Origin of the sequence: Oscillibacter sp. (assembly GCF_031978065.1) — a bacterium.
GTDB lineage: Bacteria > Bacillota > Clostridia > Oscillospirales > Oscillospiraceae > Oscillibacter.
On record NZ_DALZCH010000043.1, the window covers coordinates 1 to 25,544 of the forward strand.

Genomic DNA, 25,544 nt, shown 5'->3' on the forward strand with positions numbered 1-25,544 from the left:
CCAGATTCCGATAGCGGCCATCGCCGTAATCCAAAGAGATGCCGCCGTCTGTTTCATTGTCATTGCCGGGGCCCCCTCTCCATCTCCTCCATCCGCAGCAGCAGCCGCAGAACGGTTTCAAGGCACTGGGAGGCGGAGAGGTTCATGTCGTAGTGCAGGCACCGTCCCTTGTCCGGAGCAAGAGGCAGAATCACCGCTTCGTTGAGCCGGGAAAGGGTCAGGTTCCGGGCATAGGTGCGGCGGTATTCGCCCTCCAGCGTCAGCAGGATATCCCGCGCGTTTTCAAGACAGGTGCGGGAAAAGTTAAACACTGCCGCCTGCGCACAGCCTCGGTAAAACCGGGGATAGACATAGGGGAGAATCATGTTGATGGACGGAGTGAGCTGGGGCTGGTCTTCGCCGCTTTGGGCCACGGTGTCGCCGCCGATGAAGGGGTACATGGTGGACTCCACAAACCACGAGCGCATGTTGGGCACGAAATACACACAGTCGATGTTCCGCCCTTTGGAGAGAATCAAATCCCGGCCCCGGCCCGACAAGAGGCCCACCAGCACCCGGTCGATCTCCAGATTTTCCGCCCGGAACAAGGGGTCCAGCGCGTTGATACGGTTGCCGGTGTGAAGCAGGTCGTCCACCAGAATCACCGGGCGGTGAAACGCCTTGACCGTGCGGATCTGGCTTTCCAGCGGCGCGTATCGGGGGAAGGGGGCGATGGTGAAGGAACTTAAATCCTGTGCAAATACCTTGTCGGTGTGGATGGTTTTGGTGACGGTGTTGGGGATGGCGTTGCCCCGGAGAATTTTTCCGAAGGGGACACACATGCTTTCACCCAGCACCCGGGGGTGGGTGGGCGCCGAGGGAACGCCGTTCAGTTCCACAATGCGGCCCACCAGCCGGTGGTAGATGACCTCCGCGTTTAAAGACAGCACCAGCACGCCGGGATACAGATTGCAGATGGCACGCTGGAAATTCTCGTGGGCCTTCCGCACGGCGGAAAGCACCTGAGGATTGGAGGCAAACGGCTCCTTCAGGGTGGTGGGAATGTTTTGAATCAGCACAGAGGGGGAGCGCATGTCCGTCAGCAGCAGCGGTCCCGCGTCGCTCTGGGGCGCCAAGACAAAGCCTTGCCGCTGCAAAAGATCCAGCGTCACGGGGTCAATTTTCCCCGAGGCGGGCCGCCACACGGCGTATCCGCAGTCGGACACCATGGCCCGGCTCAGCGCTTCCGTCAACAGCAATTGGCCCACGTCGTAGGCCGCGCCGCAGGACTTTGCGATATACAGCCCCGTCAAAAGGGCAATGCGTCCGGCCGTCCGTTTGCGCACGTAGTCGGCAAGGCCCGCGTCCCCCAGCGCGTCGTACAATGTGGCGGTGTTCACCGTCCGCAGGGTCAAAAAGCCCAGCACGCGGGGCCGTGGCCCCTGCAAGCGAAGAATCATGAGGGAGTCGCCCTGCTCGGGATGGGTGAACAGATGCGTTTCGTCGCCCACGGCGGCGTACAGCTCCTCAAGCAAGTCCCGGTCGGGCCGCTCCGCGAAGGAGAAGTCCAAATCGCTGGCCGGCAGAACGTGCTTATACTGCGGCTCCCGGAGGTACAAACTGTTGCGGTAGATATAATCCTGCACCGTGGGATCCACCAGATTGGAGATGTCTCGGCCAAGGTCGATGTTTTCCCGGATACGGGTGGAGCTGATGTCCTCCAGTTGGGTGGGCAGCTCCAATTGGAGCACCTTGCCCTGAATGCAGCTCAAATCCGGATCGATTTCAATTCCCTCCGCATCGCTGGAGCGGCGGAAAACAATGTGGTTGAGATGCTGTACGGACCCTTCCACGGGGGCCGCCCGGTAGGACGAGGCGTTGGCCACCACGTCGGACCCCACGGCCAAATACAGCTCCCGACCGGAAAATACCTCCCGCAGGCGGTTCAGGCTCTGAGGATCGGACAGATTGACGGGAATGTCATGGGGAAAGAGATACACGCCGAACTGATCCGCCACGGACATGGACACAATCTGCCGCCGGACCAAAGAGGGCTGCGCCTTTTTCGACCAAGAGAACTCGTCGATGGCAAGGTAGACCTCGAAGCCCAAATCCCGGATGGCCTGCACAATCCCCTTGTGGGACAGGGAGAAGGGATCAAAGGTGCCGGGGAAAAACGCCGCCGCGGGCGGGGGAGAAAAGCGGAAGGGGCCGTCGTCCAGTTCATGGGCCAGAATGAAGCGGTAAATGTGGGAGAGGGTGGCGGCGGCGTAGAAAAACGTCAACTCCCGCTCCTGAATTTCGTTCATCAAGAAGAGAATTTTTTTGGACATCAGGACGAACAGAGATTCCTTGTCCTCATAGTCCAAAGCGTCGGAGGCAAACAAACCGTCTCCCAGAATATGAAGGGTGGTCTGGCGGACGGATTCCCGGCAGGAGGCAAGCCCCCGCAGCAATAAACCCGCCAGCCGGTCCCGCCGGGCGGAGACGGCGTATTCGTCCTCGTTGAAGCGCTGCTGATATACTGCGTAGTATTCCAGCATGGAGCCGACGGTTCGCAGCGCCGCCGACACCACCCCCGCCAAGGGCGTGGAGAGAAGAAATTCCATCTGGCCCACCAATTCGTCCAGCTCTCCCGGCGGAAGCCAGAGAGAAAAACGGCCCAGATATTCGGGGATGTATTTCGAGCTGTCCGCATCCCCGGTTTCCAGAGATTTGGAAAGCTCCACGGCAATTTCATTTCGCCTAGCAGGCGTCAGCACGGGGGCAAGGCTTAAAAGGGAGGAGCCCGCCGCCTGTCGGACCACCATGTTTTCGCTGACCTTCATCAGGTTTGAAAAGTGAGTGGCGATGTGGAGCACGTTTTGGTGGTTGCCCAGCTCCACCTGCTCCAGCAGATATTCCACGCCCACGGCCTTCAAAATCCATGGGGTGGCGGTTTTCAGATTATCCAGAAATACGCCGCTGACGGCGCTCTGCCGGCTTAAAAAGCCGTCCTGCTCCGCCGTGTCCAGCCCCAGACGGCGGCCCAGCTGGCTCTGCAAAAACAGAAGTGGGGTGCTTACGCCGCAATCCGTCTCCGCCACGGCGGCACGGATGCGCGTCCGCGCTTCCGCGCCCTCCGGCAGAGCCTCCAGCAGGTGGCGCAAAAGGCGCATGGCGGCGGCCTTTTGCTTTTCCGCGCCGTTTTCCAGCCAGTACAGGGCAAAGTCTGCAAAAGTCCGCAGCTCGTCTTTCCCGCACTGGGACAGGGGGAAGCTCACCACCGTGTCCATCAGGGCGAAAGCTGCCCCCTCCTCCACGGCGCGGGGGTCCGCGTAGTGGCGGAATAGCTCGGCGGAAAAGACGCACCTGTCCGCCCCGTCGGCGTGGGACAGTAGGGAATCCACCGTCAGCTTGGCGGCATAGCGGATTTTGCTGATCTGGGCGGGGGTCAGCCGGTGGTCGGGGTAAATCAAGCGGGAGAGGTATTCCTTCCAAAGGACAAGGGGCCGCCGGTCCGCCGGGTCCGGCTCCGCCCCACCGGGCCGCTCCTTTTTATAGCCAGAGTTGAAGCCCGCCAGTACCCGGCCCAGAAGAGCCGCCGCGCGGCGCCGAACGCTGCCGTCGGGAATCAGAAGCAGATCGTATAAAAATTCCAGAGTCTGCTCCTTCTGGGAATGGGACCAATAGGTGAAATACTCCTCGAAAATTCCAAGATACGCGCCCAGCTTTGCGGCGCTCTGCTCGCTGCGGGCGGATTCCAGGATATTGGCAAACAGCCGCTCGTGACCCAGCCTGTGCATCAGGCGCAGATTGTGGTCCACCGCCGTCAGCCGCAGAGCGGCGGCAACCTGATCCGGGCGCATTAGCGCCGGATCGGGTTTGGGCGGCGGCGGGGCGTCGTTCCCCTCAAGGTCCACGTCCGCGCCAAAGGAGCGGACATAATTTTCAAAATCCAGAAGCTTTGCATAGACGTGGCGATAGCGCTGCTCCTTGGCGTAGCTCACGTTGTCCAGCTTCTCCAGAATTACGTCAAAGGCTTCCTGAATGGAATAGATGCGGGCAATCTCCTGTCCGCTTTCATCGCGAGACTGCTTCACCCGGAAGTCGGCGTATACCAGCGCCAAGGACTCTGAGGACAGGTTTTCAAGCTCCAGATCCCACACGGAGTGGTTGGCGGCGATCAGGCCGATGGTTTCCATTCCCCGTTGGGAAAACCACTGGTCGGTGTAATGATAGTGGAGATAGGGCACACGCTCCCCCGCCTTGCAGCCGAATTTTCCGATGTCGTGACCCGCAGCGGCGGCGGAGAGCAGCGGCAGGTCCACAGACCCGCCTGCCGCATGGTAGGGCCGCATGATACTCATGGCAACGTGGTGGACCCCGGCGATGTGCTCCAGCGTGCGGAAAGGGGTCACTTCCCGGCCGAGGCGCATGGCTTCGTACACATACTCCCCCCGGAAGCGCACCAAAAACTGGCGGTATTCCTCCCCCGTGCCGCTGTGAGAAAGCTCCTCCTCCGTGCAGAAGGCAAAGTCAAATTGGGGGTCGAAGGGGAGGACCTCCCGCTCCGCGTCCAGAAGGACCTGCAAAATGTTGAGATAGCACAAAGCTCCGTCGCGCTGCTTGGCGGTGTGCTCCATGTCCGGTGAATCATACAGCAAAGACACCGCCACGCGGTAGGCATAGTCCATCCAGCCCTCCTTTGGGGGAATCGTCAGCCGGTTCAGCAGGGGGAGGGCCAGCGCCAGCACATCCTCGCAGGTCAGCCGTTTTTCAAGGGCACTCAGAGGGGCAAGCGCCTCGTCCCACTCCCGGGGCAAAATCAGCGCGGCGGCGTCCCCCCCGCTCATGGCCAGCTTGCGCAAAAAGGTCTGCGATGAAAAAGCACGGACTAATTTCTCCGTCAGCGGGTTGACACGCTCCATAAACTTCCTCCGATCCGCCCGTCCGGACGCGCTTGCGACCCGGCGGCGCGGGCGGAAATTCCGCCCATATTGGTGTGATGCTGCCAAGGCGTAAGACGCCCACGCGGCATATCGATAAAATCGCGTATGATTGCAGCGTTCTGATTATTATACAGCGATTTTGTCCCACACAAAAGGCGGCGGAGGCTTTTTCTTCACCTTTGGCGGAATTGCTGAATTTTTTCTCGAGTTTTAGGGAAAACGGCAAAAGGATTGCAGACGGAAGCCCGCAGGCGAAAGCACACTGCTCTTCGTCCTTTTCCCGTGGGAAAGATTTTTTTGAAAGAGTGTACTCTGCGTGTGACCAAGACAAACGCAAAGGCCCCGGGGAAGTGAATTCCCCGGGGCCTTTGCGTTACATCGCTCGTACGCGATAAATTAAATCTTTAAAAATTAAACCACGAAAATTTTTGATCGCGGTCAAGAGGTAAAGTGCTCGTGGTTAAAAATGTGATCCTCACAGAAGCAGTGGTAGCCCGCGCAGCGGGAGCAGTACCGGAACTGGAGGTTTGGGTACTCCGCGTCCGTCCGTCCGCAGACAGAGCACTTGTGCTGATAGCCCTGCTCCCGGGCCTTTTTTTCCTGCTTCTTGGCGGCGGCCTTGAACTGGACGGTGCGGTGAGAGTTGGCGTGGGCGGCGTAGCCCCGGTGGCGGGAAACCGTGCTGCTGATTTCCGTCCAGAAGAAGACGAAGAAGTTCAGCATTGCCACCAGCGGCAGCAGCGCGCCCAGCAGGTTCAGTTGGAAGGCTGAGGAGACAATGCTCACGGCAAACAGCGCCCCATCCAGCCACGCCAGCCACTTTACCTTTACGGGAATGATGAAAAACAGCAGAAGCTGAAGATCCGGATACAGCACGGCAAAGGCAAAGAACATGGACAGGTTAATGTAGAAAGCGCCGTAAATAATGCCGGTGCCGCCGGTGAAATAAACGATAAAGCCCGTCAGAACAGACAGCACCATCCCCGAAAGATAGTACAGAGTGAATTTTGGGGTGCCCCATTCCCGCTCCAAAAGATTCCCGATCCAATAGTAAAAATAAAGGGACAGAATCAGAAAGAAAACGTTGCCGGCGTTGGCAGGCAAGAAAATAAAGGTCACCAGCCGCCAGATTTCTCCGCGAAGTACATAGTGAGGGGCAAAGGCGAGGAAGGAGACAGCGGCGTTGCTGCTGAACTGAAGCAGCAAAAACGCAATCACGTTGCCCGCCACAACATATTTCATCAAATTGGGAATACCGAACCGGGGGTGGTTATAGGCGAACCGATCCACCGCGCTGTTGAGCTTTTTCAATGCAGGACCCTCCAAGCATACAGGTAAAATACAAGAGACATTATAACCGGGTTGTACGGAAAAGTCATGTATAATTTTTAAATTTCTTATAGAAAGAGAAAATCTAGATATACCAATGATTTGGAGTAGCATACTCCATTAATTTACACCAGACTTACACCAATTGCGCCTGATATGGTAAAAGCGTGATGGTGTAATGCATATTAAAACTTGCCATACTTGCCATAAGAATTTTTTTGAATTGTGGCTTGACAATTGGGAAAAGATTTTATATGATATTTTCACAATTGAATCCCTTATCAAGAGTGGCGGAGGGAACGGCCCGATGAAACCACGGCAACCTGTCTTTGACAAGGTGCCAAATCCGGCGGAATCCGACAGATGAGGAGCAAAAGAACTTTTGCACACTTTCTTTGTTGGAAGGTGTGCGTTTTTGCGCTTCGGCGGCGCCGCCCAACGGCGGCTGGAACAACAGAAAGGACGAATTTATCATGGCAAGACACTATCTCTTCACCTCCGAATCCGTGACCGAGGGGCATCCGGATAAAATCTGCGACCAGATTTCCGACGCGGTGCTGGACGCGATTATGGAGCAGGATCCTCAGGGCCGCGTGGCCTGCGAAACTACGGCCTGCACGGGCCTCATTCACGTAATGGGCGAGATCACCACCTCCTGCTACGTGGACATTCCCAAAATTGCCCGGGAGGTGGTCCGGGAGATCGGTTACGACCGGGGCAAGTACGGGTTCGACTGCGACACCTGCGCCGTCATCACCTCGATCGACGAGCAGTCTGCCGACATCGCCCTTGGTGTGGACAAGTCCTTGGAGAGCAAGGAGTCCGGCGACGGGGAGCTTTCTAACGGCGCGGGAGATCAGGGCATGATGTTTGGCTATGCCTGCGACGAGACGCCTGAGCTGATGCCCCTGCCTTTGTCTCTGGCTCAGAAGCTTGCCCTGCGGCTGACAGAGGTGCGCAAGAGCGGACAACTCTCCTATCTCCGGCCCGACGGCAAAAGTCAGGTCACGGTGGAATACGACGAAAACAACCGCCCCGTGCGGGTGGACACCGTGGTCATCTCCACCCAGCACGACCCGGACACGTCCCTTGACACCATTCGCGCAGACATGCTTGAACATGTCATCAAGGCCGTGATTCCCGCCGATATGCTGGACGGCGACACCAAGTATTACGTCAATCCCACCGGACGTTTTGTCAAGGGCGGCCCCGCGGCCGACACGGGGCTGACGGGCCGGAAGATTATCGTTGATACTTACGGCGGCAGTGCGCCCCACGGCGGCGGCTGCTTTTCCGGCAAGGACCCCACCAAGGTGGACCGCTCCGCGGCTTACGCTGCCCGGTATGTGGCGAAGAACATCGTGGCGGCGGGCTTTGCCCGGCGCTGCCAGGTGGAGTTGGCCTACGCCATCGGCGTGGCCCAGCCTGTGAGCATTCTGGTGGATACCTTTGGCACCGGCACGGTGGGGGACGATGTGCTGGAGCGTGCTGTTCGCAAGGTGTTTGACCTGCGGCCCACCGCTATCATCCGGGATTTGGACCTGCGCAGACCCATCTACCGCAAGCTTGCGGCATACGGTCACATGGGCCGCACGGACCTTGGCGTGAAGTGGGAGGACACCGACCGCGTGGACGCACTGAAGGCCGCCGTGAAATAAGAAGCTAAAAAACAGGTGCGCCGGGGAAATTTTCCCCGGCGTGCTTTTTATGCGAAAAACCCGAGGAAGAAACCCGGCGAAGATGGGAAGCCGGTGAAGGAACCGAAGACTTTTTCTGCCCCGGTGCGCTTGTCCCAGCGGGGGAAGTGTGATAAGATGGCCGTGTTGTCGTCGGCGGAGAGAACCGTAAAATCCGTGTCAAGCGGGAAGTGCGTTCGCCGGGGATACAATCAATTTTTTAAGAGAAACGGGGACGCATGATGCTGAAAGCGGCAATTTTTGATTTGGACGGTACGCTGCTGAACACGCTGGACGATTTGACGGACGCCGCCAACCACGTCTGCGCACAGAACGGCTGGCCGACCTTTACAAGCGGCGAAATCCGCCATATGGTGGGCAACGGAATCCCCAAGCTGGCGGAGCGCTTTACCCCGGAGGGGGAGCGGTCGCCGGAGAGAATGGCGGAGTCCGTCCGCCGGTTCATGGAGTATTACGACGCCCATAAAATGGATGAAACCGCGCCCTACCCCGGTATGTTGGAGGCGATGGTGGCTCTTCGGAAGGCGGGGATAAAGCTGGCGGTTTTCTCCAATAAGGCGGACGATTTCTGTCCCGCGCTGGTGCGGCATTACTTCGGAGATGTGTTTGACGCGGTGCGCGGCAAACGGGAGGGGATTCCCGCAAAGCCGGACCCTACCGGGGTATTCGCCCTGCTTTCGGCGCTGGGCGTTTCGGCGGCGGAGACCGTTTACGTGGGCGACAGCGACGTGGATGTTTTGACGGGTCACAATGCGGGACTTCGTGTGTGCGGCGTGACATGGGGATTTCGGGACCGGGAGGAGCTGATGTGTGCCGGGGCGGAGTTGTTGGCGGACGACGCGGAGAGGCTGAGGGCCCTGCTGCTGAGCTGAGGGCGGCGGTGCTTCCGGCGCGGTTGACCGGCGGGAGAAAATGGGCTATACTGTAACATCGCGAACTGCGGATAAAGGAGTGGTGTGGGAACATGCCTGCAATCTCTGTGATTGTGCCTGTGTATCAGGCGGAGAAGTATATTGAAGCGTGTGTGGAAAGCGTCAGAAATCAGACGTTTTTCGACTGGGAGCTGCTGCTGGTGGACGACGGCTGCACCGATGGCTCTCCGGCGCTGTGCGACCGGTGTGCCGCCGGAGACGGGCGCATCCGCGTGCTTCATAAGGAAAAGAACGGCGGGGTGAGCGCCGCCCGGAATTGAGCGCTGGCGGAGGCCAAGGGCGATTACATCGCCTTTTTGGACGCGGACGACCGCTATGAGCCTTCGTGCCTTGAAACATTGTGGAATCTGCGGCTGGGGGCGGACGCGGACAGCGCCGCCTGCGCGCATCTCAACTGTTTGCCCGATGGGACCGAGACGCCCGAGCGGGTGCTCCCTGCCGGGGAGTACGACGGGGAGGGCATCCGGCAGGGCGTGGTGGCTCCCCTACTGGGGGACCGGCTGGCCCAGCCCGTGTTCAACGGCTTTATCTGGCGGTTCTTGTTCTCACGGGAGATTCTCAGAAGCAAGGGCATCACCTTTGAGGGCGCGTATCTGGAGGATGAGCTGTTTTTAATGGAGTATTTCTGCCACGCCAAGCGGCTTGCCGTGACGGAACAGCCCCTTTATCGCTATTATCTCAACCCCGCTTCCGCCACCCACAAGTACATGCCGGACTTTTTGCGGGTCTTTGGCCGCTTTATGGAGCGGAAGGAAGAGCTGGTAGGACGGAACGGTCTGGAAACCCTTCGTCCCCAGTGGCGGGAAAACTCCAACTGGGCAGGTCTGCTGATTGCCATTGGCAACGAGTATGCCAAGGGAAATCCCCGGTCCGCCCGGGAGAAGCAACGGGCAGTGGAAGCGCTGTGCGCACGGCCAGAGATGCAAAAGGCCATTGGGGCGCTGACGCCGGAGGGCGTGTCGGCAAATAAACGGCTGGTGGTCCGGCTGGTAAAGGGGCGGCACTTCTTCACGCTGACCCAGCTTTACCGCCTGAAAAACCGCAGATAGAAACGGAGAGGGTGCATTCATGTTATCCATTCGGGAGAGTTTTCTTTTTTCTCTCTGGGCCGCGCTGTGCGGGGCCTATGAGCAAAGCGCCCTCCACCGCCTGATGGCGGCGCTGGGCCGGGGCTGCGAGCGTCTGATGGACGGGTCGCGTATTTGTGGCTTCTTCTTCCGGGAGGGGGCTGTGGCCGGGTCGTGGGGCGACAGCCGGACCTGCCGCGCCCTGAGCGCCCTTGTCAATTTGCCGGGCGCGCTGCTCCACCGGCTGTACCGGGCGTTTCAAGCCCAGTTTGACGGGAGTTTTTTTGCGCGTCTTGCCTTTTCCATGGGGGATGAAACCGCCGTAGGGGAGTTTTGGGTAATTTTGGCGCTGTGGGTCATTCCCTTTGAGCGGTGGAACAACGCCTATAATTTTCTGGGCTTTGCGCTGCTGCTGGCGCTGTTCTACGTGGGTTCCATGCGGCGGCACAGCGATTTCCGGCTGGATGTGAAATCCGTGGGTCCCTATGCCGCCGGAATGTTTCTGGCGGCGGCGCTGGGGGTGATTTTCTCCGCGTATCCCGGACTTTCCGCCCGGTTTTTGATGTACCACGCCACCTGTTTGCTTTGCGTGCTGGTGACAGTGAGCGCCGTGCGGAGCACGGGGGACCTCAAGCGCCTTGCCGCCGGCGGGAGCGGGGTAGTACTGATTTCGTCGCTGTATGCGGTCTATCAGCGGATTCAGGGTGTGGAGATCAACAAGTCCTTTGTGGATCTGGAGGCCAACGCGGGGATGCCCGGACGGGTAGAGTCCTTTTTCGACAATCCCAATACCTTCGCGCAGGTATTGATTTTGCTGCTGCCGCTGGTGCTGGGGCTGGCGCTGTGCGCCAAACGTCCTGTTTTCCGGCTGGCTTCCTTCGGCACTTTTGCGGTGGGCGCGGCGGCGCTGGGCATGACCTATTCCCGGGCAAGCTGGGTGGGCATTGCCGTCGCCATGGCGGTGGCGGTGTTTCTGTGGAAGCCGAAGCTGATGCCTCTGTTTGCCGCCGGATGCATTCTGGCAGTTCCGCTGCTGCCTGACAGCATTTTAAACCGAATACTGACCATTACCAACACGGAGGACAGCTCCACCTCCGGGCGGATTCCCCTCTACGAGGCTGCGCTTGCCACCATCAAGACCTCCCCCGTCACCGGGGCGGGACTTGGAACCGCCGCCGTGCAGCAGTTTATCAAGGACAACAACCTTTACCATGCAAAGGCCCCCTTTGTCCATGCGCACAACATCTATTTGCAGGTTTGGATTGAGGCGGGGCTGCTGGGTGTGGTTTCTTTTGTGGGGGCCATGCTGCTAAGTATTAAAAACGCGGCCCGGGCCGTGCGCCACTGCGGCGATTCCGCCGCCCGCACGCTGACCTGCGCCGCCGCGTCCGCCCTGTGCGGCATTATGGTCTGCGGTCTTGCGGACTATCCGTGGAACTATCCCAGAGTGATGAGCGTATTCTGGTTCGTGTTTGCCCTGTGCGTCGCGGGAACAAAGCTGTGCGCCCGGGGTGAAGGGAAGGAGGCGCGACGGTGAGCGAATTGCTACCCTTTCTGATTGTCTGTCCGCTGGTGTTTCTGGCGGGATTTGTGGACGCCATTGCCGGGGGCGGGGGACTGATTTCCCTGCCCGCGTATCTGCTGACAGGGCTGCCGGTACACAACGCCATCGCCACCAACAAGACCTCCTCCGCCATGGGCACCGCCATCGCCACGTTTCGCTATGCCCGCAGCGGCTATATTCCGTGGCGGGAGGCATCCGCCGGGGTGGCGTTTGCGCTGATCGGCTCCACCATTGGGGCGAAGCTGGCGCTGCTTCTGAACGACGGAGTATTCCGCATTGTCATGCTGGTGATTCTGCCCCTTACCGCCGTGTATGTCCTGCGGGGAAAAGCATTGAAGGAGACGGAGGAGCGGGAGGAATTTCCTCTGCGCAAAACGATTGCCATTGTGATTGCGGCGGCGCTGGTCATCGGCGTGTACGACGGGTTTTACGGCCCCGGCACCGGCACGTTTTTGATTCTGATTCTCACCGGGGCGGCCCACATGGACCTGCGCAAGGCCAACGGTGTGACCAAGGCCATCAATCTTGCCACCAACGTGGCGGCGCTGGCGGTGTACCTGTTCAGCGGAAAGGTACTGCTGACGCTGGGGCTGACGGCAGGGCTGTTCAGCATCGCCGGGAATTACGCCGGGGCGCGGTTTTTCTCCAGTAAGGGCGCAGAGTCGGTAAAACCGGTGATTCTGGTGGTGCTGACCATTTTCTTTGTCCGCGAGCTTTGGAAGCTATTAACCTGACGGGCGGGCTAGCCGCGCGTGGAAGGATTGCCGCCGCAGGCGGAGAAGGGGCTTTATGAACGTTTACGAAGGAATTGAAGACCTCGTCGGACACACGCCGCTGGTGCGGCTCCACAGAATCGAACAGGAATACGGGCTGGACGCTGTGCTGCTGGCAAAGCTGGAGAGCTTCAACCCCGCAGGCAGCGCCAAGGACCGGGTAGCCGCGCGCATCATCTCAGAGGCGGAGCGGGACGGACGGCTCCCGTCCGGCGGCACCACCATCGAGCCTACTTCCCGAAACACGGGCATCGGCCTTGCCGCCGTGGGAGGGGCCCGGGGCTATCGCGTGATTCTCACCATGCCCGAAACCATGAGCAAGGAGCGCCAAATCCTGATTCTGGCCTACGGCGCGGAGATTGTCCTCACACCGGGAAGCGAGGGCATGGCAGGCGCGGTAAAAAAAGCCGAAGAGCTGCAAAAGACCACACCGGGGAGTATCTTAGGCGGTCAGTTTGACAATCCCGCCAACCCGGCGGCCCATTATGACGCCACCGGCCCCGAAATCTGGGCGGATACCGACGGGCAGGTGGATATCTTTGTGGCGGGCGCGGGTACCGGCGGTACTATAAGCGGGGTGGGGAGGTATCTCAAGGAGAAGAGGCCCAACGTGCGGATAGTTGCCGTGGAGCCGTCGGCTTCGCCGCTGTTGAGTCTTGGGATTGCGGGACCTCACGGACTTCAGGGCATCGGCGCGAATTTCGTGCCGAAAAATCTGGACCGGGCGTTGCTGGACGAAATTATCCCTGTCTCCGACGAGGATGCCTACGCCCTGGGACGCATGCTGGCGAGGCGGGAGGGCCTGCTGGTGGGCATTACCTCCGGCGCGGCGGTCTGGGCCGCGATTCAACTTGCGAAGCGGGTCGAGAATCGGGGGAAAACCGTTGTGGCTCTGCTGCCGGACACCGGAGAGCGATATCTCTCCACGCCCATGTTTTGAAACAGTCATAAAATTTCCGCACATACATGCTTGAGAGAAACCGAATCTCCGGTGCACCGCGCCTGCTGGCGCGAACTCTGCGAAACGTTTGACGCCTAAGTTGCTTGACCTTTTTATGCGGTCCTGTTCCAAACGGAGCGGGACTGCATTATTTTGTTCTTTCTAAAGCTTCCAGTTTTTCCATTTTTTTAAACTTGTAACTTTTTGTAACCTCCTGTATGCTTTTTATGGGAAATTCACATAAATACGGAAGCACCGACCCTGCGCACACCGTGCCGTCGGGGTGGGAGCAGAAAGGACGACGGAAAATGAGACGTGTGATGACAGCGGTGATGCTAGCCGCGGCGCTGGCGGCGGGAGCCGCCATTCCGGCCGCCGGATCGAACCGGACGGTGCGGGTGCAGGTGGCCGGCGAGATATTGGATTCAGTGAATTACATAAGGGACGGCGTGACCTACGTTCCCCTGCGGACGCTGCCGGACGCGTTTGGCGGCTGGGAGCTTTCCGGGAAAGGGACCCGGAAAGAGGGCGTGGCGGAGAGCGAAACCGGGCATCTGACGGCAGATCCCGACCTTGACGCCGTCACGTTGAACGGATATACATACGAAGGAATTGTGACAGTGGAAAACGGGCGAACCTATGTTCCCCTGCGGCTCATTGCCACGGCCTGCGGAGGAGCCGCCGTGTGGGACGGGATATTCGGCGGCGCGGCGGTGACGTCCCCGCGTGCCGTCTATGATGCGGAAGAGCTGTACTGGCTGTCCCGCATTATCAGCGCCGAAAGCGGAGGGGAGTCGCTGGAGGGAAGGATTGCCGTGGGAAACGTGGTGCTGAACCGGGTGGCTTCTTCGGAGTTTCCCAACACCATCCGACAGGTGGTGTTTGACAGCAAAGATGCCGTGCAGTTTGAGCCGGTGAGCAACGGCACGGTCTATGACACTCCGACCGACGGCTCTGTGGAGGCGGCAAAGCTGGCGCTGGACGGTGTAAGCGTGGTGGGGAAAAGCATGTATTTTTACGCGCCCACCCTGTCCCAAGGGCTGTGGATCAACGGAAACAGGACCTATTACACCACCATCGGCTGCCATCGCTTTTACCTCTGATTGACTTTTTTCCGCGAGAGGGCTATGATAAGGACAACGTTGAAAAAAGGAGCCTTTGAGCTATGCTGTTTTCCAAACATCCCAGAACGGTTTATACGAACGCCCCCGCCCACGAGGTGATCTGCCAGTTTCGGTTTCCCACGATTCTGACCATCAACGAGCGGGAGCCGGCGGCGCTTCAAGAGGCGATTCGGGAGGACTTTCCCCAGTTTGCCCAGAAGGAGGACGCTGCGCCTCCTCAGGTGGAGGGCCTTGGCGGTCCCAATCCGCAGGTCCGGCAGCAGAAGGCTGTGATCAATTATCATTTTGTGTCGACGGACAACCTGTGGAAAATCAACCTGACCCAGAACTTTCTGGCGCTGTCCACCCTGTGCTATACGGGGTGGGAGGAATTTGCCCGGGAACTGGACAGGCCTCTGGCGGAATTTATCCGCATTTACAAGCCTTCCTATTTTGAGCGGGTGGGTTTGCGGTATGTGAACATTCTTTCCCGGGAGAAGCTGGCTTTGCAGAGAACACCGTGGTCGGAGCTGATTACACCGCCCTATCTCGGTCCTCTTGCCGAGCCGGACGTGCGGGAGGAAGATGTGCTCAACTGCGGTGTGGACCTGCAATGCAAGCTGGATTCCAGCAGTGTGGGGAAAATCCACGCCGGTCCGGGTCGCCTGCGGGGCAATCGGCCCGACGGGCAGCAGGACCCAGAGGTGAAATTTATCTTTGACATGGATTTATCTATGGGCGGGAAAATGGACTGCAAGCTTTCCGCAGGCGCGATGGAGACGCTTCACGCCCACGCCACGGAGCTGTTTGAGGGCGCTGTGACGGATGCGCTCCGCGCCGCCATGCAGCCGGAGTAAAGAACGCTCTATTTTGCAATCTTCTATAAAATTCTGCGGGAGAACGAGTGGTTCTCCCGCAGAATTTTTTATAGGTCCGAATGAAACTTGCCGGGAAAAATCTGAAGGCGGCGGAATTGAGGAAGCAACAGAAAGCACTGAGAGACAGCCCATTCCGGGCCGTCTCTCAGACGTATAATTCTATAGGCGCAATGGGATGGTTTACCGTCGGTCGGCATCATGCATTTTTGCGGACAGCCGCTTTGCGATGGCCTCCAGAGATTCCTCAAAATTGACGACCTGCCTGCAATGCTCCTGCTCTACCAAAACCGCCAGATCGCCGGTGAGGATGCCGTCCCGCATGGTTTCAAGGCAGGCGCTCTCCAGCTTTCCCGCGAAAGAAACCAAATCCGGCAGACTGTCCAGCTCTCCCCGGCGGCGCAGAGCGCCGGTCCAGGCGAAAATGGTGGCCGTTGCGTTGGTGGAGGGCTTTTCCCCGGCGCGATAGCGGTAAAAATGCCGCGTGACGGTGCCGTGGGACGCCTCAAACTCCACGGACCCGTCCGGGGCCATCAGCACGGAGGTCATCATGGCAAGAGAGCCGAAGGCGGCGGCCACCATGTCGCTCATCACGTCACCGTCGTAATTCTTCAGCGCCCAGACAAACCCGCCCTTGGAGCGCATGACACGGGATACCGCGTCGTCGATCAGGGTGTAAAAATACTGAAGGCCCAGCGGGTTGAATTTTGCCTTGTAGGTGGATTCAAATTCCTCGTCAAACACCCGGCGAAACTCCCCGTCGTACTCCTTGGAAATGGTGTCCTTGGCGGAGAACCACAAATCCTGCTTTGTGTCCAGCGCATACTGGAAGCAGGAGCGGACAAAAGCACGGATGGAAACCTCCGTGTTGTGCTGGCCCTGAAACACCGCGGGGCCTTTTGTTTTGGCGACGGTGAGGCTTTGCGTTCTGCCGCTTTCTCCGGTGAAATCCAGCGTAGCAACCCCCGGCTCGTCTGTCACCAACTCCACGGCTTTGTACATGTCGCCGTAGGCGTGGCGGGCCACGGTGATGGGCTTTTTCCATCCCGGTACCGCCGGACGGAGGAAGGGAAGCAATATGGGCGCCCGGAAGGCCGTTCCGTCCAGCACGGCGCGGATGGTGCCGTTGGGCGAGGGCCAGATTTCCTTCAGGCCGTATTCCTCCTGCCGCTGGCGGTTGGCGGTGATGGTGGCGCATTTCACCGCCACGCCCAGCCGCCGGGTGGCGGTGGCCGCGTCCAGCGTGACCTGATCTCTCGTTTCGTCCCGATGGGGCAGGCCCAGATCGTAATACTCTGTTTTCAGATCCACATAGGGGCAGATCAATTCATCACGGATGATGCGCCAGAGCACGCGGGTCATCTCATCTCCGTCCATCTCCACCAGGGGTGTTTTCATTTGAAGCTTTTCCATCTCAGCGGTTCCTCTTTCTGTAATAATTCATCAGGCACCCATCCAGCAGAATCTCCCGTTCCTCCGCCGTCAGGTGCTGCAAGTAGAGGGTCAAGGGGAAGGAGGTCCCGTCCCTGCGCAGCAGCACGGCGGACAGGGATTTCTTCTCGCTGGCGACGGCCTCTCGCACGCCGGGAATATACACCCACTCGCCGTCCCCGCCGGGGAAGTCCGTATCCATGGTGAAGGGGAAAATCCCCCAGTTGATGCAGTTGGAGCGGTAGCGCTTGGTGGCAAAGCTTTGGCACAGGTTGGCGCAGCCTCCCAGCACCCGCTGGCAGGAGGCGGCCTGTTCCCGGGCGGAGCCGTCTCCGGGCCGGTTGGCGTAGATAGCGGAGCCGAATTGGGTGGTGCTTATAAGCGCCGCCCCGTCGCCCACGCGATTGAGAAGAGAAACCAGCTTTTTCGAGGGGATTCCCGCCAGCCGCTCCGCTTCCTCGGCGGCAATCGCCTTAGCCCGGGGAACGTATTGCGGTTCCCGGCGGGAGAGGGTAAACTCCGCCAGCCGCATGGGATTGGAACGGTAGGACGAGGTTTCGCCGGAGGGAATCAGCTCGTCAGTGGTGGTGACCTCGTCCCGCAGGACCGCCGCCAGTTCCACCAGAAAATTTTCCGTCGGGGGCTGAATTTCCGGCCAGTCCACGATATTCGGCCCCATCACAAGCTCCGTCTCCGGCAGGGGACGGCCCACGCCGTTGTACACCCGCTTTTCATAGGGCGCGGGGTCAAACGCGTAGGGAAGAGGATGGAGCGAAAACGTTTCCTCCGTGGCGGGGGTAATTCTGCCGCCATTCCGGGCGGTGGCGGCGATGGACCGGGCGTCCATCAGGCACACGGCGGCAAACTGTCCCTCGCCGGGCTTGCTGCCCTCCCGGTTGGGGAAGTTGCGGGTAGTGTGCCGCAGACTGAGGGCATTGTTGGCGGGGACATCCCCCGCGCCGAAGCAGGGGCCGCAGAAGCTGGGCTTTAAAACCGCGCCCGCTTCCAGCAGCGCGGCGGAAATCCCCGCCCGGGTCAGGGCAAGGCTCACCGGCACGCTGGTGGGATAGACGCTGAGAGAGAAATCGCTGCCCTCCGGGCCGCCGCGCAGGATGTCGGCAGTGGCGGTGATGTTGTCGAACAGGCCCCCCGCGCAGCCCGCCACGATGCCCTGATCGGCCCACACGCCGCCGTCATGAATTTTATCCAAAAGGCGGGGACTGGCCTTGGGCCAGCGCTGTTTTGCGTCGGCCTCCACCGCTGAGAGAATATCGGGGGCATTATCCAGAAACTCCCGGATGGAATAGGCGTTGGAGGGGTGGAAGGGCAGGGCCAGCATCGGTTCCACCGCGTCAAGGTCGATGGAAACCATCCGGTCGTAGTACGCGCCCTCGCCGGGGGACAGGGGCCGGTATTCCTCGGCCCGTCCGTGGACCTCGTAGAACTTCCGCACCGCGTCGTCTGTCTCCCAAACGGAGGAAAGGCAGGCTGTTTCCGTGGTCATCACGTCCACCCCGTTTCGGTAGTCCATGGGGAGGGACGCAATTCCCGGACCCGCGAACTCCAACACCCGGTTGCGGACAAAGCCCTGCTCAAACGTGGCCTTGATCAGCGCAAGGGCCACGTCGTGGGGACCTACTCCCATTTTCGGCGCACCGGTGAGCCAGACCAGAACGATTTCGGGGTAATCGCCGTCCCAAGTATCCTTTAAAAGCTGCTTGCACAGCTCCGGGCCTCCCTCGCCCACGCCCATGGTGCCCAGTGCGCCATACCGGGTGTGGGAGTCGGAGCCGAGAATCATTTTCCCGCAACCTGCAAGCTGCTCCCGGGCGTAGGAATGGATGACGCTTTGATTGGCCGGGACGTAGATGCCGCCGTATTTCTTCGCGGCGGAAAGACCGAAGGCATGGTCGTCCCCGTTGATGGTGCCGCCCACGGCGCACAGGCTGTTGTGGCAGTTGGTCAGGGCATAGGGCAGGGGAAATTCCCGCATTCCCGATGCCCGGGCTTGCTGGAGAATCCCCACGTAGGTGATGTCGTGGGAAACCATCGCGTCAAAGCGAAGACGCAGCTTGTTCTCGTCGCCGGATAAATTGTGTCTTTGCAGGATGGACCAGGACAGGGTGCGTCTGCGCCCTTCCTCCGGGGAGACGGACGCAGTTTCGCAGGGAACGCCTCCGAACAGAAACACACCCGAGGAGTGCAGCGTAATCATAAAAATCCCTCCCAAACCCACCGTTTTAGCGGCAGGCCTTTTTAAACTTGTGTTTTAATGTAGCACAAAACATCCCATATGAAAAGCTGAAAATGGCGGAAGAAATGATTTATCCTGCATTTTCGTCAAAATGACCGCTAAGGCGGGGGGAGGAGGAGCAATTCTTGGCGCCGCTCACGGAGGGGAAAAAGCCGCGCGGACAAAAGCTTGCGCCCTTGTCCGCGCGGCGGGATTGATTTGTGTGCCGATGCACTTATACGTAGGTCTGGCGGCTCACATCGAACACGCCCCGGGTGGTGATGCGCAGGGACGGAATGACCGGCAGGGCCATGAAGCTGAGGGTCATGAAGGGGTCCACCCCGTCGGAAACCCCGAGAGCTGATGCCTTTTCCTTGGCGTCTTCCAGTTTCCTGTTCACCTCGGGCAAAGGCTCCTCGCTCATGATGCCCGCGATGGACAAAGGCACTTCCGCAATGGAGGCCCCGCCATCCAGCACCACAATGCCGCCGTTCAGCTCCACCACCCGGTTTACCGCCGCGGCCATATCCGCTTCGTTGGTGCCCACCACGATGATGTTGTGGGAATCGTGGGAGATGGAGGTAGCTACCGCGCCGGATTTCAAGCCGTAGCCCTGAATGTAGCCGATGCCGATATGGTGGGTGTTTTTATGCCGCTCCACCACGGCAAGCTTCAGCACGTCATATTCCGTGTCTATGCGGTCGGAGTAGCCCGCGTCCACCGTGGTGATCTCGCCGGGGACCATGCCGATGATGCCACGGGGGCGCTTTTCCGCGAAGTCCTCCGCCGTCAGCGTTCCCACATGGAAGGTCCTGTGTGCCCGCTCCACCAGACACGGTTCGATGGATGGGGCGGGGAAGTCCCGCAGTTCGCCGTTTTCCACCATCAGCTCCCCCCGCTTATAGACCTTCTCAATCTGGAAGGACTCGAAGCTGTCAATCACCACAAAGTCTCCAAGGTATCCCGGCGCGATGGCGCCCCGGTTGTTCAGAAGAAAATACCGCGCGGCGTTGTGGCAGGCTACCTTCACCGCAGTGATGGGGTCCGCTCCCAGAGCGATGGCACGCCGGACAATATAGTCGATATGGCCCTTTTCCAACAGGTCGTTGGGGTGCTTATCGTCGGTACAGAACATGCAGCGCTCGGCGTATTTGTCGCACAGGAGGGGAACCAGCGCGTCCAGATTTCGGGCGGCGGTGCCCTCCCGAATCATAATGAACTGGCCCCGCTGGAGCTTGGCAATCGCATCGCTCAAATCGTGGCACTCGTGGTCGGAATAGACCCCGGCGGCAATGTAGGCGTTCAAATCGTTGCCCTGAAGGTCCGGTGCGTGGCCGTCAATCTTTTTGTGGTGGGCCTGCGCCGCCACGATTTTTTCAACGGCCTGCTCATCGCCGTTGATGATGCCCACAAAGTTCATCATCTCCGCAAGGCCCTGCACTCTGGGATGATCATAAAAGGAGTCGATGGCCCGATAGTCCAGAATTGCCCCGGACTCGTCTAACGGCGTGGCGGGGACGCAGGAGGGCAGCATAAACCGCACGTCCACCGGCAGGCCCTCCGTGGCCTGAAGCATGTACTCGATGCCGTCGGTCCCCATGACGTTGGCGATCTCGTGGGGATCGGTGATGACGGTGGTGGTGCCGTGGGGCAGCACCGCTTTTACAAATTCGCGGGGACTGACCAGAGAGCTTTCTAGATGGATATGCGCATCCAGAAAGCCGGGCAGGACAATTTTGCCGGTCATGTCTGCCTCAATTTCGCCCTCGTAGCTGCCCATGCCCACAATCAGCCCTTCGGCCACGGCGATGTCCGCCTGACATAGCTCGTTGGAGAACACATTGACATAGGTTGCGTTTTTCAGCACCAGATCCGCCTTTTCGCGGCCGGACGCGGCCTCGATGATGCGCCGTTTCTTCAACAGCTTTCGGTTGATTTTGCCCGCATAGCTCTCAGACATGGAACCACTCCTTTTCAATATTAAATTTACTTATCTCAGAAAGTAATTGAGGTAATGATGATGATTTTAAGAAAGTATACGCGCAAAACACGCGTTTGTCCATAGAGAAAACGGGAAAAGTTTTTTGTTGCATTCGCTACTTCCAAAAATATGAAGGGTCTGCTATATTAGTATCAGTCAATATACGAATGGACCGCCGGGATCGGCAAAGGAAAGGAGCGTTTTTATGGCAAAAATAAACGCAAAAGCCTATGAGGCCATGGACTACGGCATGTATCTCATCTCCACCTCCGCGGACGGAAAGCGGCAAGGCTGCATCGTCACCTCTTTCGCACAGGTTACTTCCTCCCGTCCGCCCCGTTTCACCGTCACGCTGAATAAGGATCACTCCACCACCGAGGCGATTCTTGCTTCCGGCGTTTTCTCCGTGACGCTGCTGGGGAAGGACTGCCCAGAGGAGATCATCAATACCTTCGGTTATAAATCCGGCCGTGTTGGAGACAAGTTCGCCGCCTTTGAGCCGAAGACGGACGAGAGCGGAAACCCTTATCTTGCGGAGCATATGGTGTCCCGCGTGAGCTGCCGCGTGGTGGACAAGCTGGAAATCGGAAGCTATGTGCTGCTGGTTGGGGAGGCTGTGGACGCCGAGATTCTTGACGGCGGAGAGATGATGACGCTGAAGGAATTTTCAAACCGCGGAAAGAGCGCTCCCTCCACGGCCACCGTGGTGCGCGAGATGGTTGGCAAGGGATTCCGCTGCACCGTGTGCGGCTATATTTACGAGAGCGAGACGCTGCCTCCGGACTATATCTGCCCGGTGTGCCACGCTCCGGCAAGCAAATTTGTGCCCAACGACTAAAAGGCCGAAAAATCCGTTATACGAATTTTTTTGACGTAAAGCCCGACACTTTTTAATGCTGGAAAACAAGGGACTGAGGAAATATTTCCTCAGTCCCTTGCATGTTGCGGTTCTTTTCGGCGTGTGGGGAGCTATACCGCCTAAAAAAGCCCTGTTGGTGGTTCGTCTGGTCTAATCTCAGAGGAGGGTATCCAGCGCGGCCTTGAAATCCGCAATGATGTCCTCTGGGTCCTCCAGCCCCACGCTGATGCGGACAAGCCCCTCGCTGATTCCGGCGGATTTCAGTTCCTCCGGGGTATAGGTGGAATGGGTCATGGAGGCGGGATGCTCTACCAGCGTCTCCGCGTCTCCCAGAGACACAGCGATGACGCATAGTTCCAATCGGTTCAATGCGGCGGCCGTGGCGGCGCGGTCGGCGTTCAGCTCAAAGGCCATCATGCCGCCGGGCAGCTTCATCTGCTTTTGGACAATTTCACGACCATCAAAATCCTCCAAGCCGGGATAATAGACTTTTGACACCGCGGGATGGCCCTGAAGGAACTCCGCCACCTTCGCGGCGTTTGCACAGTGGCGCTCCATGCGCAGGCTGAGGGTTTTCAGGCCCCGGTTGATTAAAAATGCGTCAAAGGGACTTAGCACCGCGCCGGTCATATCCTTCAGCCCGAACATTCGGCATTGACCGATGAAGTCCGCGCTGCCCACCACGAAGCCCGCGATTACATCCCCGTGACCGTTGATGTATTTGGTGGCGCTGTGAACCACCACGTCCGCTCCAAATTCCAGCGGGCGCTGGAGATAGGGAGAGCAGAAGGTGTTGTCCACGATGACCCGAATGGAGGGGTTGAATTCATGGGCAATCCGGGCGATTTCGGCAATGTCTATGACCTTCATGGTGGGGTTGCAGGGCGTCTCAAAATAGACCACCTTTGTATTGAGGGTCAGGTGCTTTTTTAAGTTCTCCGGGCGGCTCAAGTCGGTGAGGGTCACATGAACCCCGAATTTGGGCATCCCGTGGCTTAATAGGGCATAGGTACAGCCGTACAGTGTCTCATCCGCCAGAATCTCGTCCCCCGCCACAACGGAGGTCCACAGGGCGGTGGTGATGGCCCCCATGCCGGAAGCGGCGGCAAGTGCCGCCTCGCCCCCTTCCAAAGAGGCCAGCTTTGCCTCCACCTGCGTCAGGGAGGGGTTGCCCAGGCGGGTGTATATGTAGCCGCTTTCGTTTCCGGCAAACCGGGCTCCGCCCTGCTCCACGGAGGTGAAGGAAAAGGTGGAGGTCTGATAGATGGGCGCGCAGAGGGAACCTGCGCTGTTTACTTCCTTCCCTGTGTGAATCTGGCGGGTGGAAAAACCGAGCTTCTGTTCATGCTTCATAATTACCATCCTTTCTGACGGCCCGCAGAGCGGGAAAGCTGGAGGCGGACAAAAAAGCGTTCCTTTGCGGCGGGACGGAGGAAATTGGCAGCCGCCTCGCAAAGACGACAAATTTGCATAGGAATTGTGAAATATAGCTATATATTTTCTAAAGTAAGAAAAGTTTTTATATGCCTTAACAACAATATAGCAGATTCTGGGAAAAGGCGTTAGCGCGTATTTCCGAAAATCAGTTGCCAGTTTTTTCGATAATGAATTGACAAGGTTGCCGAAAATTTTTATACTAAAGGGAGCAAGCCGATTAAAGAGGAGGGAGTCTTATGACATTCCGGCAGCTCTCTTATGTGGTGGAGGTCAGCAGGTGCGGCTCCATCAACAAGGCCGCCCAAAAGCTGTTTCTCTCTCAGTCCGGAATCTCTGCTGCTATCCGGGAGTTGGAGGAGGAACTGGGCATCCAGTTTTTCAGCCGCAGCAACCGGGGTGTGGAATTTACGCCGGAGGGCGAGGAATTTGTCACCCACGCTGTCTCCCTGATGGAGCAGAAGCGGCGAATTGAACGCCTGTATACCGGCGCCCGGTTTGCGCCCGCTCCCGTGCGCTTTTCCGTGTCCACCCAGCGATATCCTTTTGCGGAGGACGCTTTTTTGCGTCTGCTGAAAGCCATGGACGCGCCGGGGTACAGTCTTTCCATCCGGGAAACGGGGATGGACGCGGTGATTCAGGACGTGTGCGAACACCGGGCGGACGTGGGGGTGATTTTCCTCTCGGATTTGACGGAAAAAATTATTCGCCGCCGGATGGACGATCAGGACGTGGAGTTTCACGAGCTGGCGGCGGTGCCGCCCTGCGTTTATCTGCGCCGGGACCATCCGCTGGCTGCCTGCGAAGGCCTGACCGAGACAAAGCTTCTCGATTATCCCTACGCCTGCTTTGAGCACGATCAGGGCGCGGCGGCGGATTTTTCTGAGGAATACCAGCTTCTTACCGACAAAAAGCCCAACAAAACCGTCTGCGTCAACAGCCGCACGGCAATGATGGAGGTGCTGGCACAAACCGACGCGTTTACCACCGGCAGCGGGCTTCTCACCGCAGGCTTAAGTGACGAGCGGGTGATTTCCGTTCCGCTGGAAGGGCGGGGCTGTGTTCGGCTGGGCTGGATTCGGGCAAAAAACACCAAGACAACCGCGCAGGCGGAGCGGTTTTTGTGTCTGCTGGCGGAATCCGCATCCGATGCCGCAAGCTATACCCGCGACCTTCAGGCCCGGCGGGCATAATCCCACCGGCGATCACGCCGGAGAGGAACCCACGCCGCAAAGGAAGGATGGTTCTTTCCGGGTGGTGGTGCATAAAGGGAAGACGGGGCAAAAGCCCCGCAAGTAAAAAACAGGAGGAACAGAACGTGGAGGAACGACAGGAGGAAAAATTTCACCGGATGACCACGGAGCCCGTGGGCCGGTTGATTGGCGAGTTGGCCGTACCCTGCATCGTCAGTATGCTGGTGACGGCGATCTACAACATGGCGGACACCTATTTTGTGGGAAAACTGGGCAGCAACAGCGCCACCGCGGCGGTGGGCGTGGTATTTTCCCTGATGGCGGTGATTCAGGCCGTGGGCTTTTTCTTCGGACACGGCTCGGGAAACTATATCTCCCGAAAGCTGGGCGCGCAGAATGGGGAGGAGGCCCATCGGATGTCCTCCACGGGGTTTGTTCTGTCGCTGCTGGCGGGCGGGGTGCTCTGCCTGCTGGGGGAGGTGTTCCTCACGCCGCTGGCGGATCTTCTGGGCGCAACGCCCACCATCCTGCCTTACGCAAAGGACTATATGCGCATCATTTTAATCGGCGCGCCGTGGATGACGGCGTCTCTGGTGCTGAACAATCAGCTTCGGTTTCAGGGCAGCGCGGTTTACGGCATGGTGGGCATCGCCTCCGGGGCCGTGCTGAACGTCATTCTGGACCCCGTGTTCATCTTCGTGCTGGACATGGGCGTGGCGGGGGCGGCGCTGGCAACGGTATTGAGCCAGTTTGCCGGGTTCTGTCTGCTGCTGTGGCAGAGTGGACAGGGCGGCAACCTGCGGCCCCGCTTCTCTCAGGCAAAACTCGGGCTGTTCTACCTACGGGAAATTGCAAGGGGCGGTTTGCCGTCCCTGATACGGCAGGGACTGATCAGCCTTGCGGTGGTCAGCCTGAACCGGGCGGCCCGGGGCTATGGCGACGCGGTGATTGCCGCCATGGCGGTGGTGACTCGGGTGATGGTGTTCGGAGGCTCCGCATTGATTGGATTTGGGCAGGGCTTTCAGCCTGTGTGCGGGTTTAACTACGGGGCAAAGCTCTATCACCGGGTGCGGCAGGGCTTTTGGTTTTGCGTAAAGTGGGGCACCGGTTTTTTGACGGTGATGGGTGTACTGGGAATTATCTTCGCGCCGGAGCTGATTGCCCTGTTCCGAAACGATCCCGAGGTGGTGGCCGTGGGGGCGCGGGCCTGGCGGCTCCAGTGC

General features: G+C 59.0%; 16 protein-coding genes, 1 pseudogene and 1 riboswitch. Of the genes and pseudogenes, 11 read left to right on the forward strand and 6 right to left on the reverse strand.

Translation table 11 applies throughout. The features are described 5' to 3' along the window. Positions 1-59: 59 nt before the first annotated feature. Together RTK01_RS08185 and RTK01_RS08190 are read right to left on the reverse strand one after the other, a co-directional pair. Complete coding sequence (locus RTK01_RS08185; protein ID WP_312280507.1) at positions 60-4,889, reverse strand: cytidyltransferase-related domain protein; 4,830 nt, start codon at positions 4,887-4,889, stop codon at positions 60-62. A gap of 459 nt (positions 4,890-5,348) precedes the next feature. Then, a complete protein-coding gene (locus RTK01_RS08190; RefSeq protein WP_312280508.1) occupies positions 5,349-6,221 on the reverse strand; it encodes a rhomboid family intramembrane serine protease in 873 nt (290 codons plus the stop codon). 293 nt (positions 6,222-6,514) lie between these two features. Beyond that, positions 6,515-6,609: riboswitch (SAM riboswitch) on the forward strand. 103 nt (positions 6,610-6,712) lie between these two features. Between RTK01_RS08190 and metK the strand changes: the two genes are divergently transcribed. The 8 genes and pseudogenes from metK to RTK01_RS08230 all read left to right on the forward strand — a co-directional run bounded on the left by metK (position 6,713) and on the right by RTK01_RS08230 (position 15,172). Next, complete coding sequence (metK, locus tag RTK01_RS08195) at positions 6,713-7,897, forward strand: methionine adenosyltransferase (protein ID WP_312280509.1); 1,185 nt, start codon at positions 6,713-6,715, stop codon at positions 7,895-7,897. A gap of 257 nt (positions 7,898-8,154) precedes the next feature. Continuing rightward, positions 8,155-8,808: an HAD family hydrolase gene (locus tag RTK01_RS08200; protein WP_312280510.1), complete on the forward strand. Its 654-nt coding sequence runs from the start codon at positions 8,155-8,157 to the stop codon at positions 8,806-8,808. 92 nt (positions 8,809-8,900) lie between these two features. After that, positions 8,901-9,917 (forward strand): annotated as a pseudogene (locus tag RTK01_RS08205) (glycosyltransferase family 2 protein). 19 nt (positions 9,918-9,936) lie between these two features. Next, entirely contained in the window at positions 9,937-11,472 is a 1,536-nt protein-coding gene (locus RTK01_RS08210; RefSeq protein WP_312280511.1) for an O-antigen ligase family protein, read from the forward strand. A 5-nt stretch (positions 11,473-11,477) separates the two neighbouring features. Then, positions 11,478-12,233, forward strand: a complete 756-nt coding sequence (locus tag RTK01_RS08215) for a TSUP family transporter (protein WP_312280522.1) — start codon at positions 11,478-11,480, stop codon at positions 12,231-12,233. 55 nt (positions 12,234-12,288) lie between these two features. Then, on the forward strand, positions 12,289-13,212 hold the full coding sequence (gene cysK / locus RTK01_RS08220; protein WP_312280512.1) for a cysteine synthase A: 924 nt from the start codon (positions 12,289-12,291) through the stop codon (positions 13,210-13,212). Positions 13,213-13,520: 308 nt separating this feature from the next. Continuing rightward, positions 13,521-14,315 carry a cell wall hydrolase gene (locus RTK01_RS08225; protein WP_312280513.1) on the forward strand — a complete coding sequence of 265 codons (795 nt, stop codon included), beginning with the start codon at positions 13,521-13,523 and terminating at the stop codon, positions 14,313-14,315. 62 nt (positions 14,316-14,377) lie between these two features. Further along, positions 14,378-15,172, forward strand: coding sequence for a TIGR04255 family protein (locus RTK01_RS08230; RefSeq protein WP_312280514.1), 795 nt, complete (start codon positions 14,378-14,380; stop codon positions 15,170-15,172). Between the two features lie 201 nt (positions 15,173-15,373). Here RTK01_RS08230 and RTK01_RS08235 read toward each other — a convergent pair whose 3' ends face one another. From RTK01_RS08235 to ade, 3 genes are all read right to left on the reverse strand, one after another. Beyond that, positions 15,374-16,603, reverse strand: coding sequence for an NADP-dependent isocitrate dehydrogenase (locus tag RTK01_RS08235; RefSeq protein ID WP_312280515.1), 1,230 nt, complete (start codon positions 16,601-16,603; stop codon positions 15,374-15,376). 1 nt (position 16,604) lies between these two features. Beyond that, positions 16,605-18,836, reverse strand: coding sequence for a hydratase (locus RTK01_RS08240; protein WP_312280516.1), 2,232 nt, complete (start codon positions 18,834-18,836; stop codon positions 16,605-16,607). A gap of 253 nt (positions 18,837-19,089) precedes the next feature. Then, a complete protein-coding gene (gene ade / locus RTK01_RS08245) occupies positions 19,090-20,814 on the reverse strand; it encodes an adenine deaminase (RefSeq protein ID WP_312280517.1) in 1,725 nt (574 codons plus the stop codon). A gap of 226 nt (positions 20,815-21,040) precedes the next feature. On the opposite strand from ade, the gene RTK01_RS08250 reads away from it, so the two are divergent. Next, positions 21,041-21,673: a flavin reductase gene (locus RTK01_RS08250; protein WP_312280518.1), complete on the forward strand. Its 633-nt coding sequence runs from the start codon at positions 21,041-21,043 to the stop codon at positions 21,671-21,673. 177 nt (positions 21,674-21,850) lie between these two features. On the opposite strand, the gene megL is transcribed toward RTK01_RS08250, so the two are convergent. Beyond that, positions 21,851-23,047 (reverse strand): methionine gamma-lyase, encoded by a 1,197-nt coding sequence (gene megL / locus RTK01_RS08255; protein WP_312280519.1) that lies wholly within the window; start codon positions 23,045-23,047, stop codon positions 21,851-21,853. A gap of 320 nt (positions 23,048-23,367) precedes the next feature. Between megL and RTK01_RS08260 the strand changes: the two genes are divergently transcribed. Beyond that, a complete protein-coding gene (locus tag RTK01_RS08260) occupies positions 23,368-24,321 on the forward strand; it encodes a LysR family transcriptional regulator (RefSeq protein WP_312280520.1) in 954 nt (317 codons plus the stop codon). A gap of 125 nt (positions 24,322-24,446) precedes the next feature. After that, positions 24,447-25,544 (forward strand): MATE family efflux transporter (locus RTK01_RS08265; RefSeq protein WP_312280521.1); only part of this gene is annotated, 1,098 nt, incomplete at its 3' end.

What these genes read in the sequence shown, in the direction of transcription:
- RTK01_RS08200 (WP_312280510.1), top strand. Translation starts at nt 8,155, where the DNA reads ATGATGCTGAAAGCGGCAATTTTTGATTTGGACGGTACGCTGCTGAAC.
- RTK01_RS08225 (WP_312280513.1), top strand. Translation starts at nt 13,521, where the DNA reads ATGAGACGTGTGATGACAGCGGTGATGCTAGCCGCGGCGCTGGCGGCG.
- RTK01_RS08210 (WP_312280511.1), top strand. Translation starts at nt 9,937, where the DNA reads ATGTTATCCATTCGGGAGAGTTTTCTTTTTTCTCTCTGGGCCGCGCTG.
- RTK01_RS08230 (WP_312280514.1), top strand. Translation starts at nt 14,378, where the DNA reads ATGCTGTTTTCCAAACATCCCAGAACGGTTTATACGAACGCCCCCGCC.
- RTK01_RS08260 (WP_312280520.1), top strand. Translation starts at nt 23,368, where the DNA reads ATGACATTCCGGCAGCTCTCTTATGTGGTGGAGGTCAGCAGGTGCGGC.
- metK (WP_312280509.1), top strand. Translation starts at nt 6,713, where the DNA reads ATGGCAAGACACTATCTCTTCACCTCCGAATCCGTGACCGAGGGGCAT.
- megL (WP_312280519.1), bottom strand. Translation starts at nt 23,047, where the DNA reads ATGAAGCATGAACAGAAGCTCGGTTTTTCCACCCGCCAGATTCACACA.
- ade (WP_312280517.1), bottom strand. Translation starts at nt 20,814, where the DNA reads ATGTCTGAGAGCTATGCGGGCAAAATCAACCGAAAGCTGTTGAAGAAA.
- RTK01_RS08250 (WP_312280518.1), top strand. Translation starts at nt 21,041, where the DNA reads ATGGCAAAAATAAACGCAAAAGCCTATGAGGCCATGGACTACGGCATG.
- RTK01_RS08240 (WP_312280516.1), bottom strand. Translation starts at nt 18,836, where the DNA reads ATGATTACGCTGCACTCCTCGGGTGTGTTTCTGTTCGGAGGCGTTCCC.
- cysK (WP_312280512.1), top strand. Translation starts at nt 12,289, where the DNA reads ATGAACGTTTACGAAGGAATTGAAGACCTCGTCGGACACACGCCGCTG.
- RTK01_RS08185 (WP_312280507.1), bottom strand. Translation starts at nt 4,889, where the DNA reads ATGGAGCGTGTCAACCCGCTGACGGAGAAATTAGTCCGTGCTTTTTCA.
- RTK01_RS08235 (WP_312280515.1), bottom strand. Translation starts at nt 16,603, where the DNA reads ATGGAAAAGCTTCAAATGAAAACACCCCTGGTGGAGATGGACGGAGAT.